The following is an 18,952-nucleotide window of genomic DNA, read 5'->3' as shown; positions in this document are numbered from 1 at the left end:
TATTCGTAAGATAGGTCTAACTGCGTTCCTACGCTGACGTTGGAAGGCACTTTGTAGCCCGAGTTAGCTAGTGCTCGTAAATACTGGTCGCTAACCACCCCGCCATTATGGGTCATTAAATTGCGGCGCTGAGCCATTTCGATGAAGTCATCCCATTCCGGGAATGCGCGCAACGTTTTTATGGAGAATTTCGTTTCAAGTATTGCGAATTGGTCAACATAACTTTCGCGGCGTATCGAGTCGACTTCTTTCTCCAACAAGTGATGCTTCGCGTCCTCAATGGATGAGAATTTGAGTAGCTCTGAGAGTGCTATCTCGCGAGCCATTCCATTGAAAAGCTCGGGCTTTTCGAGGTGCAGCAGCTTCAGTAGCTCTCCAATGAACGCATCAAATTCACTGAATATGCCAATAAACATGCTGCGTTCAGTGGTAAAAATTATGTTGGATCTATCCAGCTTACGAATCAATTTCAGTGCTTTAAGCACCCTGCTGGTTTCGTGATCCTGATGAGGAGGGACGCGAACCGAAAAGTGATTTTCAGCCTCGTTCACAATATGGGGTTTCAACGTGTTCTTGGCGTCGCCTCGGATTTTGGTCACGGCCTTAGCAATTGCCGGTACTGCAATGGTCATGGCGAGACCAATACCGTCGATACGTCGCAAAAATTGCGTCACCAGATCGGCGATAGGACCGAAGGAGTGGTCCTTTTCTTCTACATCCAAGCCATCGTCTGAGTCTTTTGCGCTTTCACAAGGTAAAAGAGAGAGAGGGGAAGGAGATATCGACTTCGCTTGCTCAGGCTCTGAGTTTTCCTCAGTCTCAGTTGAGACCAATGCGTTCATGTCGTCGTCCTCGGTAACTGCCATTATTTGTCACCATTCAAATTACAATATGTGTCGAAAGCTCAAAGATGAAAGCAAATGATACATCAATGAGGTTGGTCTAGCCGCGGGAGCCAGTTTTTGGCCGAAAAAGGTGGTAACAAGGTCCGTTACAGTTCGACAAAACCGCGCATGAAATCAGTCTTTGTTGGTACAGGTCGATTCAGTGCTGCGTAACCATGAGGAAGGCCTATGTTTAAAAAACGATGGGTTGCTGGACTCAGTTGACCGCCACCATTTTGACCCCCAAACGCTATACATATGTGTGCATCAAGTTATTTACTTATCAACGTCGATAAAAGGGGCGCAAATGGCACAAATTGGATATGCACGGGTGAGCACTCGTGATCAGAATCTGGATATGCAGCGTGATGAGCTGCTCCGAGCTGGGGCGGAAACTATATACGAAGACCATGCCAGCGGTAAGAGCGCCGATCGGCCAGAGTTAGAGCACTGTTTAAAAGCGCTTCGCACAGGAGACACTCTGACGGTGTGGCGTTTGGATCGGCTGGGAAGAAGCCTGCATGACTTGGTAAATATTGTCACGGACCTCGAACGTCGGGGAATCTCCTTCAGATCACTGAAAGAGGCGATTGATACTCAAGGCCCCGCCGGGAAACTGGTTTTCCACATGTTCGCAGCGCTTGCGCAGTTTGAACGGGAAATCATAGCGGAGCGAACCGTTGCAGGGCTGGCAGCGGCCCGAGCTAGAGGCCGATGTGGGGGACGTCCACACCGTCTTTCTCCGACTCAACGCAAGATCGCTCTGACGATGATGAACGCCGGCGAAATATCTGTGGCGGATATCAGCAAGCATTTTGGGGTATCGCGATCGACTCTTTACAACATAGTGTCGGAAAGTCGGAAAGCCAATGGTGCAGTAACGGTGGTGCCTGCCGAAGTGGCTCCCCAGCCGGCCTAGCGAAGCAAGCTTCGATTGGGCGGGTGTCTTAATATGTATAACTCTAGACGTGATCTGACAAACACTGTTAGACAGGAAACGACCCTGAGCAGCCAGTCAGAGCAAAGCCACAAAGCCGTTATCCGATTAGTAAGGAACCCATGACATGGCGCGGATCCTTACGTAAGTTATAGTGTTTGCAATGAATGCGCTCATGGCACAGAAGCAGTCACCGTGGTGCGTGTAGGACAAGAGGTGCGTATGGAATCCGAGTTAGAAGTCAAAGTTAAAGAGGCGCGACGGTCAAGCGCTAACTATTCATCCAAGCCGCCGTTGCTACGCGGTGCAGCTTAATTCAAGCGTTAGGCGTTATGAGTCGCACCGTTCCTGATTGGATAATTCAAACTTGCTGGTGGGTCTCCGGGATATTTGCGACTGGTGCCCTTTGGTACTTCTTATCCATCAAGGACAACTCGTATGCTGCCGGTTCGGGTGCTTCGGCATTAGCTTTCGCCCTTGCGGCAATTACCCTACACAGACGCAAGGATCAACTTGCTGAGAAATCACTTCCGACGGAGTTCAAGGACGAAGTCCCCGACGACTACGTTCGGCGCTCATTGGACGAGCCAACTGATGTCCGTTTATTTCAGGCACTCCCAGAACTCAAGGCGATTGCATGCCGAACCGCCCAAAGGGGATGGGACACTGGCATTACCGTCGAAATGCGCAAAGCAACGTACGACGTTGTGGACTTTTACGAACTTATTTGGCTAAAGCTTGCAGAGTTCTACCCGGTCAAGCACTTTGGCAAGGATGGAGCTGCGGCCCATATCAAAAGCTACGTGCGCGAAAGGTATAAGTTCCATTGGGCGAAGCATGAGCCAGGTGGGCCAGGTACCGGGGGTACAATCGTCGGTGTGCTTACGGGCGGAGATGTCATGCTTGACTTAGATCGCTTGATCGTCGAGACATCCATGGCCGTCATTGGATACAGGGATGGCTTCGACTTCAATGCTTGGCTTGCTCGGTGGAAAGCCGCAGGCCCGTCGAATGATACCTAACCCTTCGCTAGTGTGCGCTGCCGACGTTAACCGCTACACTCAAACGTTAACCTCAAAGATTCATGGACCTCGTTGACACACTGCGAAAGAAGATTGATGTGCTGGAGGACGGCGAGTACGTCCCTGGTTTGAAGGCGGTTCTGCTGCACATCGAGACCGCCTTCCGACATCTATCACGCGGACAAGAGACCGACGACGACACAGCCTTCACCGACGCGATCTATCGGACAAACCAAGCGTTTGAAGGCAGTGTCAAGGAAGCCTATCGAGTCCTAGCTGGTCAGGATCCTGCGAAGAAGCGTCCTTTTGATATTGAAAACTATCTGGAGCAGAACGACATCTTCCGAAATAGGGTGCTGAGCCAGCTAACTACGTACCGTACAGAGTGGCGGAACCCATCAGCCCATGATTACAAGCTGGACTTTGACGAAAGCGAGGCATTTTTAGCCATTGTTTCTGTATCAGCCTTCGCTTGTCTCCTCCTCGATCAGATTGCTGAGCGGCTCGCCTTCACAAGGTCACAGGCAGAAACCGAAGCACAGAAGGCAACTCTTGAGGCGAGCCTTGCGCAAACCTTGAACGCCGATCTACTGGTCAGAGTTACAGAGCTACTAAATCAGTTCTGTGCAATTCACTTGCCTTCGGCGTCATCATTAGGAAAGGAAACTGAGTCACAAGTGATCGGTGCGCTTCATGGCTTTCTGTCGTCAGCCGCACCCGAACTCGCCGTTCAGACTGAAGCCCATTTGAATGAAGGGAAGACATTCCGAGCAGATTTGCTGGTATCGCGCGGTACAGAGAAGGTCGTGATTGAGCTCAAACGGAGACTGATGAGGCAAAGCTATGCGAATGCTGTCGCGCAGGTAGAGCATTACTTACTGATCGGGGGCATCAAGGATGGCATCTTATTGTTCTTGCCTGATGCTCCGAGTGACATGGAGAGACTTGACACAGTTGTTTCAGGGACAGACGGGCGGCTTGTCGTACTGTCGCCTCTGGGATCTAACTCATTGCTCAACTTGACGCCTTCTAGCCTCCGGCCTCCCGCCGTCGGTCAGTTCCAACGTTAAACGGCCGCATTGCCAATGCGACAACGGCCGCTCATGGCCGATTGTAGCCACACAGCAAAATAACGGAATCCGACTCTATCTATTACCTTTCCTTCTACAACCATGAAGTCGGTCGGACTCATATTTCTCAGCCACTGTGACTGCATTCGTTGTAAATGCAAGTACGCGCACAGTGGCGATAGTCAGAACAAAGCCCAATACCCACCAGGAGGGGCTAATAAATGGCCCCACATTGTATGCGATGAGCAAAAACACACCGACAAGAAATGACAATAAAGCCCAGTCGAAAGCACGTAGTATTGTGTCATACACATCCTTTAAACGTCGGCGGCGTGCATCGTCCATAGTCTCATGGAGAGCAGTTTTATAGGAGTTATAGGCTTTCCAAATATTCGATAACGCCGTAAATCCACCTAGGCTCGCTGAAGAGGCATATCCCGTCGCCAGCGTCTCCGAAATTGAAGAGCCTGCCATCAATGCGACAACCACAAACAATAGAACCGGTACGCTAAGTGTCAATAGAACTTGCCTCCTTGGTTCTGCACCCAACTTGTCAAATAGCTTTTCCTGTTCCTTGTTGAGGCCTATTTGAAGCTTTAGCTTTCTTGATGTTGAAATAGAAAAAACGAGGACTAAAAAACATACGAATACGCTAGAGTATCCAGTCCAAGGGTTTTCAAAAAACTCTTTCATAATCAAATTAAATGCTTGCCAAGTGGACAAAACGAAATTGGCCATGAAATTTATAAATCAGTCAGCCAGATGTCCGCTCCTGGCCAAAAGCGGCTGCTATGAGTTCGGTTTCGGCTTGATCAGGCAGTGTATGTCCGATCAAGTCTGAGTTAGTACACTTAACCTATGGCTCCCTCGCAGGGACGTCGTACAATCAGTACTGGATCAACGTATTGGGAATCCTGGATGCAAGGTTCAAAAGGCGGCAGCCAGTCACGTATGTTGGGGGACAGTTTACTTCTGGGTGAGCGTGAACTGACGCCCCAGGAAGCTGCTGCACTCAAAACGATTCGGCAACGCTGGGACGTAAAACTCGCCAGTTTGAACGAGGCCGGGGCTGCTGAGCGTCTGGATTCCGTTATGCGTAACCCGGCTAAGTTGAATGACAGAGTCATTGCCGGCGAGTCATATTAAATTCTTCCTCAGCTCAATTTGCTCCCTGGCTGCCGGACTACAGCTGGGATCTCCGCCTTTGCACTCTCTCGAGCGCGGCATCTACTACTGATTTCACTTTGGGAGCTCTAGGCAGAGCATCGTCCGCAAATGCGGGTGCGATGAACTTGGGCAGCAGCACTAACTCTAGACCGAGGGAGTCGGCTACAGCTAGGAGGGTCGTCACCTGATAATTTGAGGTGCCGCTCAGCACATCTGCAAGGGCTTGACGAGATATGCCGCTTCTTTTGCTTAGCTCGTCCTGCGTAAGAGCGTAATGTTCTACGAGTTCCTGTACAGAGGTTGCTAGGCGCTCCAAGTTAGTAGTCATTTATTATCCGTAAAAGGCGGGTTTCACTGGAGCGACGCCTGGCCGGGCGTCTCCACGGCTGGTGTAGCAATAAATATGTCGACTGGCGCTAGCTTAACCAGCTTTTGAGCGTCGGCGACAGATCCGTTTAGCCATCGGTCGACGTCGTTGCGCTCAATTGCAACGACATAGCGCTTATCCTGGGCATTCGCCGGCAGAGTAGGGTCCGGTTTATGCATCCGCTGCATTAATGGATGCGAGTCTGCGTTTAGCGTGAGCATCGTGTAACTCTCAACCAGTTCGCCAGTCTCTTTGTCGAGCCAGTCCACCAACGTACGGGGTTTTGGCGGCCGATTTGCCAGAAGCGTTCAATTTCGGCCTGGTCGGGCGATATGTATCGATTACACATAGCCCAATTTTCCGCCAACAGGCGTCGTCGCGCAACGTCCCGACGGGACTGGCTTGGAAGCGGACCTTAGCCCCTTTGTTAATGGGTCACGTACTGATTTGCCTCCTCCAACATGGACAGCCGCATTGCATGTCGCTCCTAATTTAGGTGGTTAAACACAGTTAGCACCGCCGTTTCGCTTGCGTCTGGGCCCAAAACTTCGTGCGCAATGCGTAAAGCTTGCATGAGCGCTTCCTGAACGGCGTTTCCCCCTTGCATTGAAACCTCCCCCTTGGTAGAGAGGTTATTGTGCGGTTGTGCAGTAGCGATGTCTATGCGCACTTACCGAAGGGCGAGTTGGAAGTCGAAGAGGAAGCAGTGCGGGAAATGACGGCGACCTTGACGAGCGTGCGCGATCAGCCTCAACCAAACCCGGTACGGGCTTAGGGGTTTGGCCTCGATTCGCGTGGCTTTTCGGTAACTGCTGATAGCGCCACAAAAATACTGGGCAGAAAAAGCGTGCATTTCTCTATACTGTTTGCGGTCGTCGTGGCCGCAGACATTTTGTGAGAGTAAACATGCAAAATCTGCTGTCTGTAGCCCAGCTATCAGCTGTCACCGGCTTAGCCGTTCAAACCATTTACAACCGTCGCAAGGACAAAGACGGTCTTCCCGCAATCACGCAGATTGGTTCCAGGGTGCTCTTTCGTCAAGCAGACGTGGAAGCCTGGATTGAAAAGCATCGGCAGGCCAGTCCAGAGGATGGTGCCGGTGTGCCCGCCGAGCCTGTGGCTGCTCCAGCGGCAGAAAAACCGCGACGTCGCGGAAGACCTACGAAAGTCGAGACTTTAGCTCGGCAGCGTGCGCTGAACGCATCCTAACTTTACCCGTATACAAAATTGCGCTCTCCCGGCGGCAACCGGAAGGGGCGTCTTCGTGTGGCCTTCATTCTCTTGTCAATTGAGTATAGGGCTAACTGCAACCTGGCCGTTTTCAGCCAGTGGAAATATTTGTTTCATCGAGGACAGCTGACGTTTAGCTGAAACGGCACGCCTTGGAGCGTGCTATGACCCATAGTACTCAACTGCCCGGGAAGGGCGGCACATCGACTTGCTCTGCGGACGCAGCCGCTGAACTTGTCAATAAGATCGAAATAAGTGCGTCGTATAGCCCTAAGCGACGCAGAAACACCCAAAAACGTAGGGTGAAAGCTCTGGTGAGCGCAGGCCAAGGCACAGCACTACGCCAGGGGAAATACGCTATCGCCATGACCCTAACCTTCAAGAATAACAGTGATTATTCGTCCCAATGTCTGAGGGCGTTTACCGAGAAAGCGCGTCGTTGGCTAAAGCGGCGCGGGCATACGTTTACCTATGTTTGGGTCCTGGAGCGCGCAAATCGCCTGCATTATCACTTAATGGTGTGGTTGCCACGAGGCATAAAGCTTGACCATGCACAGCTGGCTTCATGGTGGCCCTGGGGGTCGACGTGGGCGGAGGCGTGTAAGAGCGTCCGTGATTGGGGTTTGTATATCGCAAAGTTCAACAGCGAGAAGGCTTTTTGCAAAAACACCCGTCTATACGGCCATGGAGGCTTTGACGCGGCCGCCAAGTTTTCAGTGTTGCGGGCTTATTTGCCGATATGGCTCCAAAAGCTGCTTCCTAACTCTGAGCGGGCGACGCGGGCCAGGGGCGGAGGATGGGTGAATCAAAATACGGGGGAGATATATTCCTCGCCGTACAGGTGGACGCCACGAGGGATGGTGCGGGTAATGACGATGGGTGCCTTGTTTTCGTGAATTACCTTGGGACTAAGTCACGGCAGTAGGATGCGTCTGTCATGTGCCAGCAATTGAATTTTGAGGAGTCTTGTCAGGCGGCCTTTCTCAGTGGGGCGTGTCTACTAGACACATTTGGACCTTTCTCAGTGAGGTGTGTCTACTAGACACACTTGGGCCCGTCACCGAGCAGTGATCCCGTGGTATCTTTCTAATCGGCTGTGCAGAGAGCCACCCGCTCGCGATGGGGAAGCCTAAAGGGCTCTGTGTTGGTTAGCTACGTCGTCACGGTTTCCGTGGTCTTTGACTGGCAAAGGTTAGCGAGCGACCGTCGCCATCCCAACATCAAGGACCCAGCATGGTAATTCCAGCTTTCCGCGACTCGGCCGAGGCTAAAAGGCATATTACGCGTTTGCATGTGGCTTTTGCTCATTACGAGATACGCCAGCAATCTCAGGAGGGATGCGCATCCTCTGTATCCCTCCAACAAGTTTATAGTCTCGTAGCGCGTGTCCTAGGATATGAGCGCTGGGAGGACCTTTTTCGAGCATTGACTTGCGCGCCTGAGGCGCGTTACGTCGATCTCGATGGACTCAGCATCAGGAACGCCGCAGCCGAGGCTTTGAGCCGGCGCTTTGCTAGCCTGTTAGGGAATATTAATCAGGCCGACGCTATAAAAGCCGCAATCCACTTTTCCGGCTTCGGTTGTTCTCCCGCCGAATATTTGCGGCAAATATGCATTTCAAAGCATATATTGAGTACGGGCATGACTGCATCGCAATTTGCCACAGTGAGCTGGGTGGACGAGAGTTTTAGCCGGGGCGTACGCCACGGCATGAAGGATTACGACGCGCTCGATTACCTACGCCGACTGGTGATTGCCAAATATCTGGGGCGTCCTATCCCGCCTAGACCCCTTGGCCTCAGGATTACGCCTGACGCGCGTATATATGAGCGGTTGTTATATAGGTATTTACGTATTGACGGATAGGTTATGAGTGCATCGCGGATAGCGATGGAGAAAATCCTAATCCTTAGTTGGGGCCCGTAAACAATTGGACTATCTCGGGGTCGTCGGGATCGGTCGGTTCGATAGTCCGAATTTTGCTTTTGGCTACTCCGAAGCGCTGATGTGTGGGTATCGGCTCTATGGGTACGATCTGAGCGGCGGGCTTGCCATTTCGCAGGATTATGATGGCTGTGTCGTGGCCCTTTTCAACGGAGCGAATAAGTTTGGGCAAGATGGATTTAGCCTTGGTTAAGCTTACAGCACGCATCGCAAATCCTATTATCGGTTGCCAGTGGCTCTGAAGTTTACGCCTTTGAGCTTGGATGTTTCAAAAAATGCAAAATCCAAAAACTGGCGCGCATCTTGTGATGCCATGGTGTATCAACTTTTAGGCAAGCACCTCCTGACTAATTTAAGCAGCACTTCTTGTGCTTTCGGCCGCTACCGCAGGGGCATGGATCATTCCGGCCGAGTTTCTTGCGGTTGTCCTGTTTTGAAAGCAGGGGAAGAGCATCGCGCACTTTTGATGCCGGTTTCATGTCAGCGGTCAGCTGGACGGTGCCAACTTGCCCTGGAAGTAAATGGTGTTGTCCCGATGGCAGATTGTTGCGAGTGCATGAGCATATCCCGGAGATCCAACCAACTTAGTCAGTTCTTCAAGAATTCGAGTTTCTTCTCGTGGTTTCTCCATGGCTTCTCCAATCTTGTTCTCAACCCCAGTCGGCAAATTACGAATATTGCCAGCGCTGCTTCTAATTGAAGAGTTCCTGGAAGCCGCGTTGTATTGGACGGCAGGTGACTGACTTCAGCTTCCAGCAGACATTGACGTCCGACCAAATCAAAGCAGCTTATGGACTTTGATCGGGTTCTGAATGGTTATTGCCTGAGACCATAGCGAGATTAATTGCCGCTAAATTCCTATTAATTTCCTGAAGAGAATCGCGAATACTTCCGAAGGTAGTTTGATTTCGTCCCTCAATGGCATCAACCACGGCCTGCTCTAGGCTTTTTATCGTTACCATTCCCTTAAAATGTTCGACGGATAGAGCACAGGTGTCGATGGCTCTTTTCTTTCGCCAAAGCGGTGGGTTGAACATGTACGTTATATTTAACTGAATCCCTTCTGGCCCTAGCTCCTCCGCAAGCCCTCCGAATTGTCCCCCATGAAACACTAAGCGCTGGCCGGGCGCAAGCAAGGGTATGCCTGATGTGGGTATATAGCTGCCCTGCCTAGATGGTGCCTCAATCCCATACCATCCAATAGGTATCGGTTTCGAGAACGTTATATCGGTGGCATTGCCGGTTCCTACATTCTCAATAATCAGTTCGATTATTGATTGCTGCCGCTCGCTAGGTTGATAGTATGCAACGACTTGGGGCTGGGAGCTTTTGTAGACTGCCACATACGCCACCAACGCAGCAAGTACGGCAGACGCCGGGGCCAAGTAGTCAGCCAGATATTGGGTCACATTACCCATCGTCAAACTCCCCTCATAGTCATAGAGATAGTAGTTTGTATAGTATCAATAAGTAAGCGAGTGGTATCTGGCGGTTCTTGGTAACCGTGGCACAGCGAGGTGGTCGATTCGTGAGTGAAGCATTAGATTTACGCCTCGAAGGTAAACACAGCTTTTAGGCGTTGCTGCCGTCTAAAAGCAGTCTTTCGCCATGGCTTATTTTCCTCACGTAAAACAGGTGAGGAACCTGCCCCATGTAGCCCCTCCTTTGGGCTTCTCCCAAAAACGGCTTCAGCTGCTCTCGAATTCCATGAAAGCCTGGGTAGTGCGAAGCGCGTTCAAGCAGTTTGCCTACGGTAGCGTAGTGGCGACTGTTTAAGAGTGCATGTAGCTCGTTATAGTGGTCAGCCATGGTTTGCCGAGGCAATTTCCACGTCCAGGCAATGCGCCCACGGTGGGAGCGGCGCACTAGCTGGTATCCGAGCCAGATTAGGCGAATTCGTTTGCGAGCTACTTCTTCCAGCGTCTCTTCGCCAAGGCCATCGCCTTGTGTGGCCAACATTAGCCACTCGACAGTTTCCGCGCCTTCCGGCCAGTATAGGACCATTGCCGTATTGGCTAGCCCATGCTTTTTACGAGTGATCCGCTGGGCCGGCGTACAGCCTATCCCATACTTGGCATGAAGCTTCTGGGCGAGTCGTTGCGCTTTGCTGGCGGCAACTTTGCCGTGCGTGTATCGATCGTAGCCTTTGGCGACTAGATCAGTGATTCGGATGAGGGCGGCGGTTTTCGATCGTGCGATTGGGGTTGATGCGGGCATGTCTTCTCCTTGAGGGGGTTCAAAGAGGTATAGCGCCGAGCCGCAGAATTGTTATGTCATTTGGCGCGACAGCGCCGCACATAATGATGTTCCATACCGAAGAGAGAGTTCGGAGCTATACAGAGTCGAGGAACGAGCGAAATGTATGCGCAGAGAGTTACGCGAGGGCTGGCGGCGATGCGAGAGCAGCGGGCGTCTCCACACGCGTGGCGGTCTGCTCAGTGATCCTGGCGTAATGTCGGGTGCACTGAGCAGACCGCCAACTTGCACACATACATTGCCACAGGGGGAAACCCCATGCTGAGGTTCGCCAAACCTCAGAAGATCGCTTTAGCTGTATGCCGCTTAATCGTGGCTCGTACGGCTGAAATGGGCGCTGGAGGGTGACAACCCTTCTTCGACCCAATCCGCAAAAGCGGTGTTGGGCGACACGGAAACGGGAGGCGTGGTAACACGCCCAGACCCTGTTCACGTGGATAGCGGTAGCCAATCCGCCCTTGGGATAGCTGGAACTGAACGGCTATGACGAGGACTCGGCAGGTGGGCTTATGAGGGCGCAGTAATGCGTCAGGGGCACGAGGGGAAACCTGGACTGCTCGGCACCTCGCAGATAACGCGAGGGTCTATGGATAGCTTAAGCCTGTAATTGGGGGTGTGAGTCCCTCATCTGAGTAATCACCTTGGGCCTGCTCCTTCTGGGAGTGATTCGTCTGTGAGAGGTTGGGCAGGTAAGCCTAGCTACGGAACATCGAGGGCTGAAACCGGGCGACCGGGTAAGCGTATGCGATGCACCAACCTTGAGATGACAGAGCCTTAAATCGTGGTGAGACCACTGGAACTAACGTGGGAATCTCCGATTTGCGCTGAGCCGGGTGGCACCAGTGAGCAAGGGAGAGGGAGCGGCGGATAGTAGAGTTCGAGCCGATTGCGAGCCCTAATCAGGTAAGCATGAGGCGACGCTGAAAGGCGACTCGAAAACTGCCAGCGATCTAAAAGCAATGTGTGTACCCCGACAGTCGGGGGTGAGGCTTGGCGGCCTCCTGCAATGAAACGCCAGTCGCGCCGCTTGGCGGCGGCTCGACTGAACTTCGGCCTTGGCGGGCTGAACAGTGGGTTAGGAAGAACTTTATCGGGAAACTTGAACGGAGGAAATACGACATACTCATCTGGGCCACTCTCGGCATTGGATGATCTCGGCCGCCCAGCAACAGCGGGGCGTCCTTCTTGGATACTCCGGTTGATCGTCCCCGCTGGAGATACGATGGCGCAGCAACGGCTTCAATTCTCGGCATGAAGAGCGTGTTCGAGAGCGCCTTATCAGAGTATGCGTTCTAATACTTATTAGGCTTCTTACGGGAAATCAGCATGCACGTTTATAGGTATCGTCCTTGGAATCTCTTAACTCAAAAGGAACTCCGGTATGACGAGTGGTACTTCGCTTCACGTGAAGAACTCAATGACCCTATGGATATGCAATCCAAATTTGAGTTTTCCGATAAAAGCGAAGGAATTTGGTTGAGAGCAATCCGTAGGTTTTTGGGTGGACACACATGGGGAGAAGTGGCAGCAGATTACTTCTCGAGCATTTGCCCGATGTCATATGAAAAGCTGCTTAGCGAGTATCACCTTCACTCATCTAACGTGGCTGACAGCATTGCAAAAACCCATACGCTGAGTTTTCATGATATGCGGGGGATATCTGATTTTCTGGAAGAGTTCAAAGCGATGTTGTCGCTTTATGCGCCAAATGCAGGGTACTCAATCTCACTTTCAGGTTGTAACGATGAGATGTTGATGTGGTCTCATTATGCTGGGAGTCATTCTGGATATTGCCTGATCTACCGCCCTATAGCCGGTTTCTTAAACCAGTGCCCAGAACGTACTAAGAATAGTTTGTCTGTGAGCCCTAGTCATACAACCGCCATCGGCAAGGGATTTAGAGTTGCTGCGATAACCTACGCAAACGAGTTGGCTTCTATAGATGCATTTAGTTTGTTGCCAGGTATTTACACTGGGTATGAGTTCAAGACTGAAAAAGAGCGTTTGGATTTCCATGACAACATTCGACAACAGCTATTAACTAAGAATGAATGTTGGGCTTATGAGAAAGAGTATCGGTTGTTATTGCCCCAACCGAGCAGATATGTATCGGGAAAGTCAGCGTATAGTAATTATCAGCGACTGTTCCATTATGACTTCAACCAGGTTGTCGGCATCGTTTTCGGTTCTCGAATGAAAGAATCTGAGAAAGCAGATATCAAAGAGATTATTAATGAAAAACTCCAGAAGAGAGCTAGAGCTTCAGGGGGAAACAGCGCAAAAACTTACATTTTTGATTTTTTATACCAACAAGCAGAGATCTGCTCTTCGTCCAGAGCTGTACGAGTCGTTGATGAAGAAATGATATCAATGGGTACGCCGTTAAAAATTGGCAGTGAATACTACGACAGACGATTGGCATCGTGGAAAGCATTTGGAGGGACAACAGTTGAGTCGGGACGGTTTAGTCACGAACCGATTCCTTAGGGGCTGCGCACCGAGCACTTCGCCGGTGGCGGAATGCCGGCTCCCCAATTCAGCACTCAGCCGCGAACTATCAATGGTCCGACGTAGTCCTTTTGTACGAAGAAAATCGCCAGCGCTGTAGAAATTCGTGGCTGGATTGGTGCGAACTAGAGCTGGATTTTTTTTGCGAACAGGATTATGATGATGAGTTAGGTTCTACACATATCTTCTACACAACGATTCGCGGCGCCGCGAGTAAGTCTTTGAATTTATTGTGTTTTAATTTATTGATCGCGAATCCCTCCGTCTCCGCCAGTTATGCATAACCCCTTGGTTTTATAGAAACATCTATAAAACCAAGGGGTTATTTTTTTCTACACGACTGACTACTTATACAGTAAGTTTGGTAGCCATAACGATATTGGTACAAACGCGACGATTAAACCTAAACGCACCAGGTCAGCCGTAAAAAACGGCACTATTCCTTTAAATACGGTGCCTGTCTTTACATCTTTAAGGACGGCAGACAGCACGAATATATTCATTCCGACGGGTGGGCTGATTAGGCCAATTTCTGTGACCACCACGGCGACTATTCCAAACCAGACCAAGTCAAAGCCTAGCTCGGCAACCAGTGGAAAGAAAACCGGTATGGTAAGTAAAAGCATGGATAAGCTTTCTAAAACCATACCCAAGACGATGTAAATAAGCAGAATGGCAAAAATTACAGCTATAGGACTTATATTTAGCCCCTGGACGAAATCAACCAACAAAACAGGAAGACCGGCACGGTTGATAAAATCCGAAAATATCAGTGCACCTATAACTATCGCAAACAACGTGGCAGAAGTTCTGGCGCTTTCGGCAAGCGTCTCGAATAAGTTAGCCCATGTCAGGGTACGCCTGAGCAGCGCAATAATAAACGCGCCCCCAGCACCTATGCCGGCGGCCTCGGTAGGGGTAAAGATACCTAAATATATCCCGCCCATTACCAGCGCGAAAAGTGCCAGAATATTTCGTACGCCGAGAAGAGCCTGAAAGCGCTCGGGCCAGCTCATGCGTTCGCCGGCAGGGCCCGAAGACGGGTTGCGCCAGACGGTGTACTTAACTGCGGCAAGATATAAAAATATGCCCAGTATGCCTGGCAAAAGACCTGCGGCGAATAGCTCGCGGATACTGGTTTCAGTTAGCAAGCCATAAATAATAAGCATGATACTAGGGGGTATCAATATGCCTAAAGTGCCCCCGGCAGCGATTGATGCTGTGGCTAAAGAATCAGAGTAACCATAGCGCCGCATGGGGGGCATTGCCACCTTGGACATCGTGGCCGCCGTTGCCAGGCTAGACCCGCACACGGCGGAAAACCCTCCGCAAGCAACTACCGTTGCCATGGCAAGGCCGCCTTTTCTGTGCCCTAGAAAGGCATAGGAAGCGGCATAGAGCTCGCGTGACAAACCCGATCGATTAACCAGGTTGCCCATAAGAATAAACAGCGGGATTATTGAAAGACCGTAGTCTTGCACGGTGTCTATTATTCGGTTCGCAGACAACGATAACGGGACGCTCCAGCGATAGGTGGCGAAGTTATCCCAGTTAAGGCCATTCAGTACTGCAAAGCCAAAAAAACCTACGATACCCATCGCAAAAGCTATGGGTACTCGCACCAACAATATTAGCGTTAATAAAACACCGAAGCCGACAAGAATAACGCTCACTTTTTAGCCTCAGCTTTGTTTTTGTTGTGTAGACGGATTGAATTCAATAGGGAGTAAACAATTAAGCCGGCACTGGTGACCCAGCTTAAAACAGCGATGTACTGTATTACCAAGCCCACTGGTATATGTAGAAAATCGGTGGTTATGCCACGTTTAAGGCTGCGTGCGCCTATTTCATATACGCGTATTGCAGCAAAATATAAAGAGACTGAGACCAATAGTGTCGATATCCAGACCAGCACTTTTATGAGTGCATTCGGTAGAATTGAGTCAATCAAATCAACAACTATATGACCCCCACGCCAAGTGATTACCGGCATAGCAGAAAACAGTACGACTGCCAGCCCCATTTCAGTTAGTTCAGTAGCGCCTTTTATGGGGTTGCTTAAAAAATAACGACCCACAACGTCGGCGCACGTTAAAACCATAAGAAGGAAAAGAACGACGGCAGCAATTAATTCAAGAAAGAAGGCCAACCATTTGATTGGCCCTTTTTCTTCATACTGCTGATTTACCCAGGCAATAAAAGCCATGATCAGTGTTCCGGGCCAGTTTACTGTTGTGTTGCAGCGTAAGCTTTCGCCTCGTCGCGTAGCATTTGCAACGCGGCTTTGGCATCGATACCCTTGTTTGCAACCCGTGCCAGCCATTCTTCGTCCAGACCTTTAACTTTTTCGTTGTAGGCTATGGTGATACTGTCGTCAGCGGTTAATTCCTGAACAGTGGCGCCGTTTTCTTTTGCATAAGCCAGGGCTTCTGTGTCTGCAATATCCCAAGACTTACCCGCCATCTGAGACAGCTTTTCGCCAGAAACACTTCTGATGGCAGCCGCGTCTTCTTTGCTTAAGGAATCTAAGAAATCAGGATTGATGAACATAACAAAGCTGCCCATGTACATACCGGTAGGCAGTATGGTGATATGAGGCGCAACTTCTACTAGCCTTTGTGCTTTTTGTTCGGTTGCGGGCATAAATACGCCATCGACCACGCCAGTTTGCAATAGTTCATACACCTTGTTGCCTGGTGCTGCGACGGGGGTTATACCTAGGCGTTTACCGATTTCAGCTTGTACTCCGCCACCGATACGAATCTTTTTACCCTTTAAGTCATCAAGGCTTCGTACAGGAAAGTTGGTTTGCATAACGCCTTGGCCATGCGCAAACAATGCTAGGAGCTCTAGGCCATCATGCTCGCCAGATTCGGTCATGTACTTTTGATAGGTACGCCAGTGGGCTACCGACGCCGCTTCAGAGTTCACACCCAAACCAGGCAGTTCTACGATTTCTTGCAGATCGAAGCGCCCCGGTACAAAACCATGGAAGCTAAACGCCGCATCGCTTACACCGTCTTCAACCATTTGGAATAACTGCGTTGGGTTGTTGGACGTGTATTCAATATTGACCTTCACACGCCCGTCAGTGGCGTCTTCCACCCACTTTGCCCACGTGGGCCAAACTACGCTATTTTGCACATGGGTGGGCGGTAACCAAGTGCTTACGTTAAGGGTGGTTTGGGCGCCGGCACTGGCACTAATGGCTAGGGAAGCTGCACCCAGGGTTAAAGCAGTTATATATTTTTTTAACATTGAAGTCTCCTAATTATGAAATCAAAGGGCGATTCTAATTTTGCCTTTTGCACGTGAACAGCAAGTAATCATTAGCTTACTGGCGGCTTTTTCTGATGTACTAAGTACCTTGTCTCGGTGTTCTATTTCGCCCGCTTCAACAACGACTTCACAGCTGCCGCACAATCCTTCCTCGCAGTCGTTGGGTACATCAACACCATTCTCGAGAAGAACCTCTAGCAAGGTTTTGTCACGCGGCACATGATACGTTTTGCCGGTAGTCGTCAGCTCAACATCGAAAGGGGTTTCCAGCTCGGGGTTTAATACACTGCTAACCGAGCTAAATAGCTCGAATGTAAGAGGCAAGCCGTATTTATTAGCTAATAAATCCAATTCGTTTAGCATGCGTTCGGGGCCGCAGGCATAGACATGGGTGCTCGGTTTTTGGCTTTTAAGAAGGGCGTCGAGGTCGGCCCGACTTCCTTCAGACGATATGCAAACCTGCAGGTTCGTCGTGTCTGCCTGTATTTGTTCCAGATAGGCTAGTTCGTTTCTGTTGCGACCACAATAAACCAAAGAGTATGGTTTTCCCGCCTTGTTTAGCGCGTAAGCCATGGAAAAAATAGGCGTGACACCAATACCCCCCGCGATCAATAAATAATCGTTAGCCCCTAGGTTCAATTTAAAGAAGTTTTTCGGGCCACGTATTTTTAGTGTATCGCCTACGTGCAGGTTTTCGTGGATCCATGCCGAGCCGCCGCCACCGTGCTCTTCCCGTTGTACTGCAATTACATACTGCTTCGCGCTGGGGCACAGGGAATACTTCCGGACCAGGCCATTGGGCAAAAGCAGTTCTATGTGAGCCCCGGGGCTGGCAGTAGGCAGTTCAAGAGCTGTGTCATCCGTTTCTAGCGTTATTTCTTTAATATCGTGGGTCAGCTGCTTGATACTGACAACTTTTGTGTTGCGGTATATCTGTTTTTTGTCGGGGTTACCTATTGGGAATGCCCTCTGCCCCGATGTGTCGGCGACAATTTTCCTGGTGTCCCAGTGCAGCCACAGTTCTTCAGGACCATGAAAGGACGTGTTGGGCAGATTAGTGAACTGTTGTTCCGACAACTGCAAATAGGGAATGCGCCGTGTCAGCTCTTCAATGACGACGCACATCTCCATACGGCCTATATTTTTACCCAAGCACTGATGGGCCCCATAGCCAAACGAAAGATGTTCGCTGGCGTTGTCGCGTTGTATGTCTAGATAATCAGGGTTTTCGAAATGCTCAGGATCGCGATTGGCTGCCGCCATCACCAAAAACAGCTTTTCGCCTTTTGCAATCTTGACGCCGGCAATCTCGGTGTCGGCCGTGGCTTCTCGGCGCCATGCCACGATAGGCCCTGCATAGCGTAAACATTCTTCTACCGCTGCAGGGATCATGTGCGGATGGTCGTGCAGCTTTTTCCATAGACCCGGCGTAGCAAGTAAGTGTTGTATGGCGTTGGCAGTAGAGGTTGACGTGGTTTCGTGGGCAGCCACCAGTATTGCCATCATCATGGAATGAAGATAGTTGTCTGTGACGACACGTGGGTTCGAACGGTTTTTTCGAATCATGTCGTACATCCACCCTTTTTCATCGCCTCCATTTTCTTTCATGCGCTTTAAGACCTGGCCAGAGTAGTACCAGAACTTGCCGACCATAGTGGCGACATGCACCTGTTCTTCAGGCGACGGTTTGCCCCAGGTATTTACCTTGTGCGCCACACCATATTTTTGTAGTTCGGCAATGTCGCTATCGGGCACACCCAAAAACTTCAGTGCAATAACCAGGGGAACTTCCCACAACAGCGTGGAAAGCAGCTCGACCTTGCCATCATTAATAAAGCTGTCTACCTGTTTTTTAACCAGATCGCGGGTGGTTTCGCGGAGCGCTTCAAGATTGGGCGAGCTAAAGGCCTCGAGCAGTTCGCGGCGACGTTCGGTATGTATGGGTTCGTCTTCGTTCACCAAGGTTTTATTCATGGCGTAATCGTAAGACTTCAGTACGGCATCGGCTTCCTGACTATTTGGGGTGAATTTTTCTAGTACGTTACGGGCCGAAAATAGAACCGGGTCACGAAAAATCTCTTTGATGTCTTTGTATCGTGTAACCACCCAGTAATTCATGGTTTCGGAAAAGAATATGGGCTTCTCTTGGCGGAATTCTTTTAGTGATTCCGCCGGAGAAGATTGATAGCCTGAGTCAAACATGTCGAAACGAGCTGCCCGCATGTCTAGATCAGCAGAGGCGTGAAAGGGGCACTTTCGGACGGCGTCGTTTTCTGGGTTGCTCATTT

General features: G+C 50.5%; 18 protein-coding genes and 1 pseudogene. 8 read left to right on the top strand and 11 right to left on the bottom strand.

Annotated elements, in window-relative coordinates:
- Positions 1 to 842 (bottom strand): annotated as a pseudogene (locus tag ACIY1O_RS09900) (hypothetical protein); the annotation flags it as partial.
- A 349-nt stretch (positions 843 to 1,191) separates the two neighbouring features.
- On the opposite strand from ACIY1O_RS09900, the gene ACIY1O_RS09895 reads away from it, so the two are divergent.
- From ACIY1O_RS09895 to ACIY1O_RS09885, 3 genes are all read left to right on the top strand, one after another.
- Positions 1,192 to 1,803, top strand: a complete 612-nt coding sequence (locus ACIY1O_RS09895) for a recombinase family protein (protein WP_397474934.1) — start codon at positions 1,192 to 1,194, stop codon at positions 1,801 to 1,803.
- Between the two features lie 350 nt (positions 1,804 to 2,153).
- Entirely contained in the window at positions 2,154 to 2,843 is a 690-nt protein-coding gene (locus ACIY1O_RS09890) for a hypothetical protein (RefSeq protein ID WP_397474933.1), read from the top strand.
- Positions 2,844 to 2,905: 62 nt separating this feature from the next.
- Complete coding sequence (locus ACIY1O_RS09885) at positions 2,906 to 3,913, top strand: GxxExxY protein (RefSeq protein WP_397474932.1); 1,008 nt, start codon at positions 2,906 to 2,908, stop codon at positions 3,911 to 3,913.
- Between the two features lie 75 nt (positions 3,914 to 3,988).
- Here ACIY1O_RS09885 and ACIY1O_RS09880 read toward each other — a convergent pair whose 3' ends face one another.
- On the bottom strand, positions 3,989 to 4,651 hold the full coding sequence (locus tag ACIY1O_RS09880; protein ID WP_397474931.1) for a hypothetical protein: 663 nt from the start codon (positions 4,649 to 4,651) through the stop codon (positions 3,989 to 3,991).
- 180 nt (positions 4,652 to 4,831) lie between these two features.
- On the opposite strand from ACIY1O_RS09880, the gene ACIY1O_RS09875 reads away from it, so the two are divergent.
- Positions 4,832 to 5,059, top strand: a complete 228-nt coding sequence (locus ACIY1O_RS09875) for a hypothetical protein (protein WP_397474930.1) — start codon at positions 4,832 to 4,834, stop codon at positions 5,057 to 5,059.
- A gap of 37 nt (positions 5,060 to 5,096) precedes the next feature.
- Here ACIY1O_RS09875 and ACIY1O_RS09870 read toward each other — a convergent pair whose 3' ends face one another.
- Complete coding sequence (locus ACIY1O_RS09870; RefSeq protein WP_397474929.1) at positions 5,097 to 5,408, bottom strand: helix-turn-helix domain-containing protein; 312 nt, start codon at positions 5,406 to 5,408, stop codon at positions 5,097 to 5,099.
- 945 nt (positions 5,409 to 6,353) lie between these two features.
- On the opposite strand from ACIY1O_RS09870, the gene ACIY1O_RS09865 reads away from it, so the two are divergent.
- The 3 genes from ACIY1O_RS09865 to ACIY1O_RS09860 all read left to right on the top strand — a co-directional run bounded on the left by ACIY1O_RS09865 (position 6,354) and on the right by ACIY1O_RS09860 (position 8,543).
- Positions 6,354 to 6,656, top strand: coding sequence for a helix-turn-helix transcriptional regulator (locus ACIY1O_RS09865; protein ID WP_397474928.1), 303 nt, complete (start codon positions 6,354 to 6,356; stop codon positions 6,654 to 6,656).
- 185 nt (positions 6,657 to 6,841) lie between these two features.
- The gene (locus ACIY1O_RS17520) at positions 6,842 to 7,573 is read left to right on the top strand and encodes a rolling circle replication-associated protein (RefSeq protein ID WP_487047371.1); all 732 of its coding nucleotides are present in this window, start codon (positions 6,842 to 6,844) and stop codon (positions 7,571 to 7,573) included.
- A gap of 337 nt (positions 7,574 to 7,910) precedes the next feature.
- Entirely contained in the window at positions 7,911 to 8,543 is a 633-nt protein-coding gene (locus ACIY1O_RS09860) for a hypothetical protein (protein ID WP_397474927.1), read from the top strand.
- 43 nt (positions 8,544 to 8,586) lie between these two features.
- Here ACIY1O_RS09860 and ACIY1O_RS09855 read toward each other — a convergent pair whose 3' ends face one another.
- The 4 genes from ACIY1O_RS09855 to ACIY1O_RS09840 all read right to left on the bottom strand — a co-directional run bounded on the left by ACIY1O_RS09855 (position 8,587) and on the right by ACIY1O_RS09840 (position 10,838).
- Positions 8,587 to 8,829 (bottom strand): type II toxin-antitoxin system Phd/YefM family antitoxin, encoded by a 243-nt coding sequence (locus ACIY1O_RS09855; protein ID WP_397474926.1) that lies wholly within the window; start codon positions 8,827 to 8,829, stop codon positions 8,587 to 8,589.
- 139 nt (positions 8,830 to 8,968) lie between these two features.
- Entirely contained in the window at positions 8,969 to 9,100 is a 132-nt protein-coding gene (locus ACIY1O_RS09850; RefSeq protein WP_397474925.1) for an SEC-C metal-binding domain-containing protein, read from the bottom strand.
- Between the two features lie 309 nt (positions 9,101 to 9,409).
- The gene (locus tag ACIY1O_RS09845) at positions 9,410 to 10,039 is read right to left on the bottom strand and encodes a hypothetical protein (RefSeq protein WP_397474924.1); all 630 of its coding nucleotides are present in this window, start codon (positions 10,037 to 10,039) and stop codon (positions 9,410 to 9,412) included.
- Between the two features lie 154 nt (positions 10,040 to 10,193).
- A complete protein-coding gene (locus tag ACIY1O_RS09840; protein WP_397474923.1) occupies positions 10,194 to 10,838 on the bottom strand; it encodes a hypothetical protein in 645 nt (214 codons plus the stop codon).
- A 1,365-nt stretch (positions 10,839 to 12,203) separates the two neighbouring features.
- Between ACIY1O_RS09840 and ACIY1O_RS09835 the strand changes: the two genes are divergently transcribed.
- Complete coding sequence (locus ACIY1O_RS09835; protein ID WP_397474922.1) at positions 12,204 to 13,364, top strand: DUF2971 domain-containing protein; 1,161 nt, start codon at positions 12,204 to 12,206, stop codon at positions 13,362 to 13,364.
- A 365-nt stretch (positions 13,365 to 13,729) separates the two neighbouring features.
- On the opposite strand, the gene ACIY1O_RS09830 is transcribed toward ACIY1O_RS09835, so the two are convergent.
- The 4 genes from ACIY1O_RS09830 to ACIY1O_RS09815 are packed head-to-tail and all read right to left on the bottom strand — an operon-like array spanning position 13,730 to position 18,950.
- The gene (locus ACIY1O_RS09830; protein ID WP_397474921.1) at positions 13,730 to 15,058 is read right to left on the bottom strand and encodes a TRAP transporter large permease; all 1,329 of its coding nucleotides are present in this window, start codon (positions 15,056 to 15,058) and stop codon (positions 13,730 to 13,732) included.
- A complete protein-coding gene (locus ACIY1O_RS09825) occupies positions 15,055 to 15,591 on the bottom strand; it encodes a TRAP transporter small permease (protein ID WP_397474920.1) in 537 nt (178 codons plus the stop codon). Before ACIY1O_RS09825 ends, ACIY1O_RS09830 begins: the two co-directional genes overlap by 4 nt.
- 20 nt (positions 15,592 to 15,611) lie before the next feature.
- The gene (locus ACIY1O_RS09820; RefSeq protein WP_397474919.1) at positions 15,612 to 16,643 is read right to left on the bottom strand and encodes a TRAP transporter substrate-binding protein; all 1,032 of its coding nucleotides are present in this window, start codon (positions 16,641 to 16,643) and stop codon (positions 15,612 to 15,614) included.
- Between the two features lie 21 nt (positions 16,644 to 16,664).
- Positions 16,665 to 18,950 carry a cytochrome P450/oxidoreductase gene (locus tag ACIY1O_RS09815; RefSeq protein ID WP_397474918.1) on the bottom strand — a complete coding sequence of 762 codons (2,286 nt, stop codon included), beginning with the start codon at positions 18,948 to 18,950 and terminating at the stop codon, positions 16,665 to 16,667.
- Between the last annotated feature and the right edge of the window lie 2 nt (positions 18,951 to 18,952).

This window comes from Pusillimonas sp. (assembly GCF_044464525.1).
GTDB lineage: Bacteria > Pseudomonadota > Gammaproteobacteria > Burkholderiales > Burkholderiaceae_B > Pusillimonas.
This window is presented reverse-complemented; position numbering and strand designations above follow the sequence as displayed.

Excerpts from the sequence above, each read along its gene's own strand:
- ACIY1O_RS09895 (WP_397474934.1), top strand. The coding sequence starts at position 1,192 with ATGGCACAAATTGGATATGCACGGGTGAGCACTCGTGATCAGAATCTG.
- ACIY1O_RS09890 (WP_397474933.1), top strand. The coding sequence starts at position 2,154 with ATGAGTCGCACCGTTCCTGATTGGATAATTCAAACTTGCTGGTGGGTC.
- ACIY1O_RS09885 (WP_397474932.1), top strand. The coding sequence starts at position 2,906 with ATGGACCTCGTTGACACACTGCGAAAGAAGATTGATGTGCTGGAGGAC.
- ACIY1O_RS09880 (WP_397474931.1), bottom strand. The coding sequence starts at position 4,651 with ATGGCCAATTTCGTTTTGTCCACTTGGCAAGCATTTAATTTGATTATG.
- ACIY1O_RS09875 (WP_397474930.1), top strand. The coding sequence starts at position 4,832 with ATGCAAGGTTCAAAAGGCGGCAGCCAGTCACGTATGTTGGGGGACAGT.
- ACIY1O_RS09870 (WP_397474929.1), bottom strand. The coding sequence starts at position 5,408 with ATGACTACTAACTTGGAGCGCCTAGCAACCTCTGTACAGGAACTCGTA.
- ACIY1O_RS09865 (WP_397474928.1), top strand. The coding sequence starts at position 6,354 with ATGCAAAATCTGCTGTCTGTAGCCCAGCTATCAGCTGTCACCGGCTTA.
- ACIY1O_RS17520 (WP_487047371.1), top strand. The coding sequence starts at position 6,842 with ATGACCCATAGTACTCAACTGCCCGGGAAGGGCGGCACATCGACTTGC.
- ACIY1O_RS09860 (WP_397474927.1), top strand. The coding sequence starts at position 7,911 with ATGGTAATTCCAGCTTTCCGCGACTCGGCCGAGGCTAAAAGGCATATT.
- ACIY1O_RS09855 (WP_397474926.1), bottom strand. The coding sequence starts at position 8,829 with ATGCGTGCTGTAAGCTTAACCAAGGCTAAATCCATCTTGCCCAAACTT.
- ACIY1O_RS09850 (WP_397474925.1), bottom strand. The coding sequence starts at position 9,100 with ATGAAACCGGCATCAAAAGTGCGCGATGCTCTTCCCCTGCTTTCAAAA.
- ACIY1O_RS09845 (WP_397474924.1), bottom strand. The coding sequence starts at position 10,039 with ATGGGTAATGTGACCCAATATCTGGCTGACTACTTGGCCCCGGCGTCT.
- ACIY1O_RS09840 (WP_397474923.1), bottom strand. The coding sequence starts at position 10,838 with ATGCCCGCATCAACCCCAATCGCACGATCGAAAACCGCCGCCCTCATC.
- ACIY1O_RS09835 (WP_397474922.1), top strand. The coding sequence starts at position 12,204 with ATGCACGTTTATAGGTATCGTCCTTGGAATCTCTTAACTCAAAAGGAA.
- ACIY1O_RS09825 (WP_397474920.1), bottom strand. The coding sequence starts at position 15,591 with ATGGCTTTTATTGCCTGGGTAAATCAGCAGTATGAAGAAAAAGGGCCA.
- ACIY1O_RS09820 (WP_397474919.1), bottom strand. The coding sequence starts at position 16,643 with ATGTTAAAAAAATATATAACTGCTTTAACCCTGGGTGCAGCTTCCCTA.
- ACIY1O_RS09815 (WP_397474918.1), bottom strand. The coding sequence starts at position 18,950 with ATGAGCAACCCAGAAAACGACGCCGTCCGAAAGTGCCCCTTTCACGCC.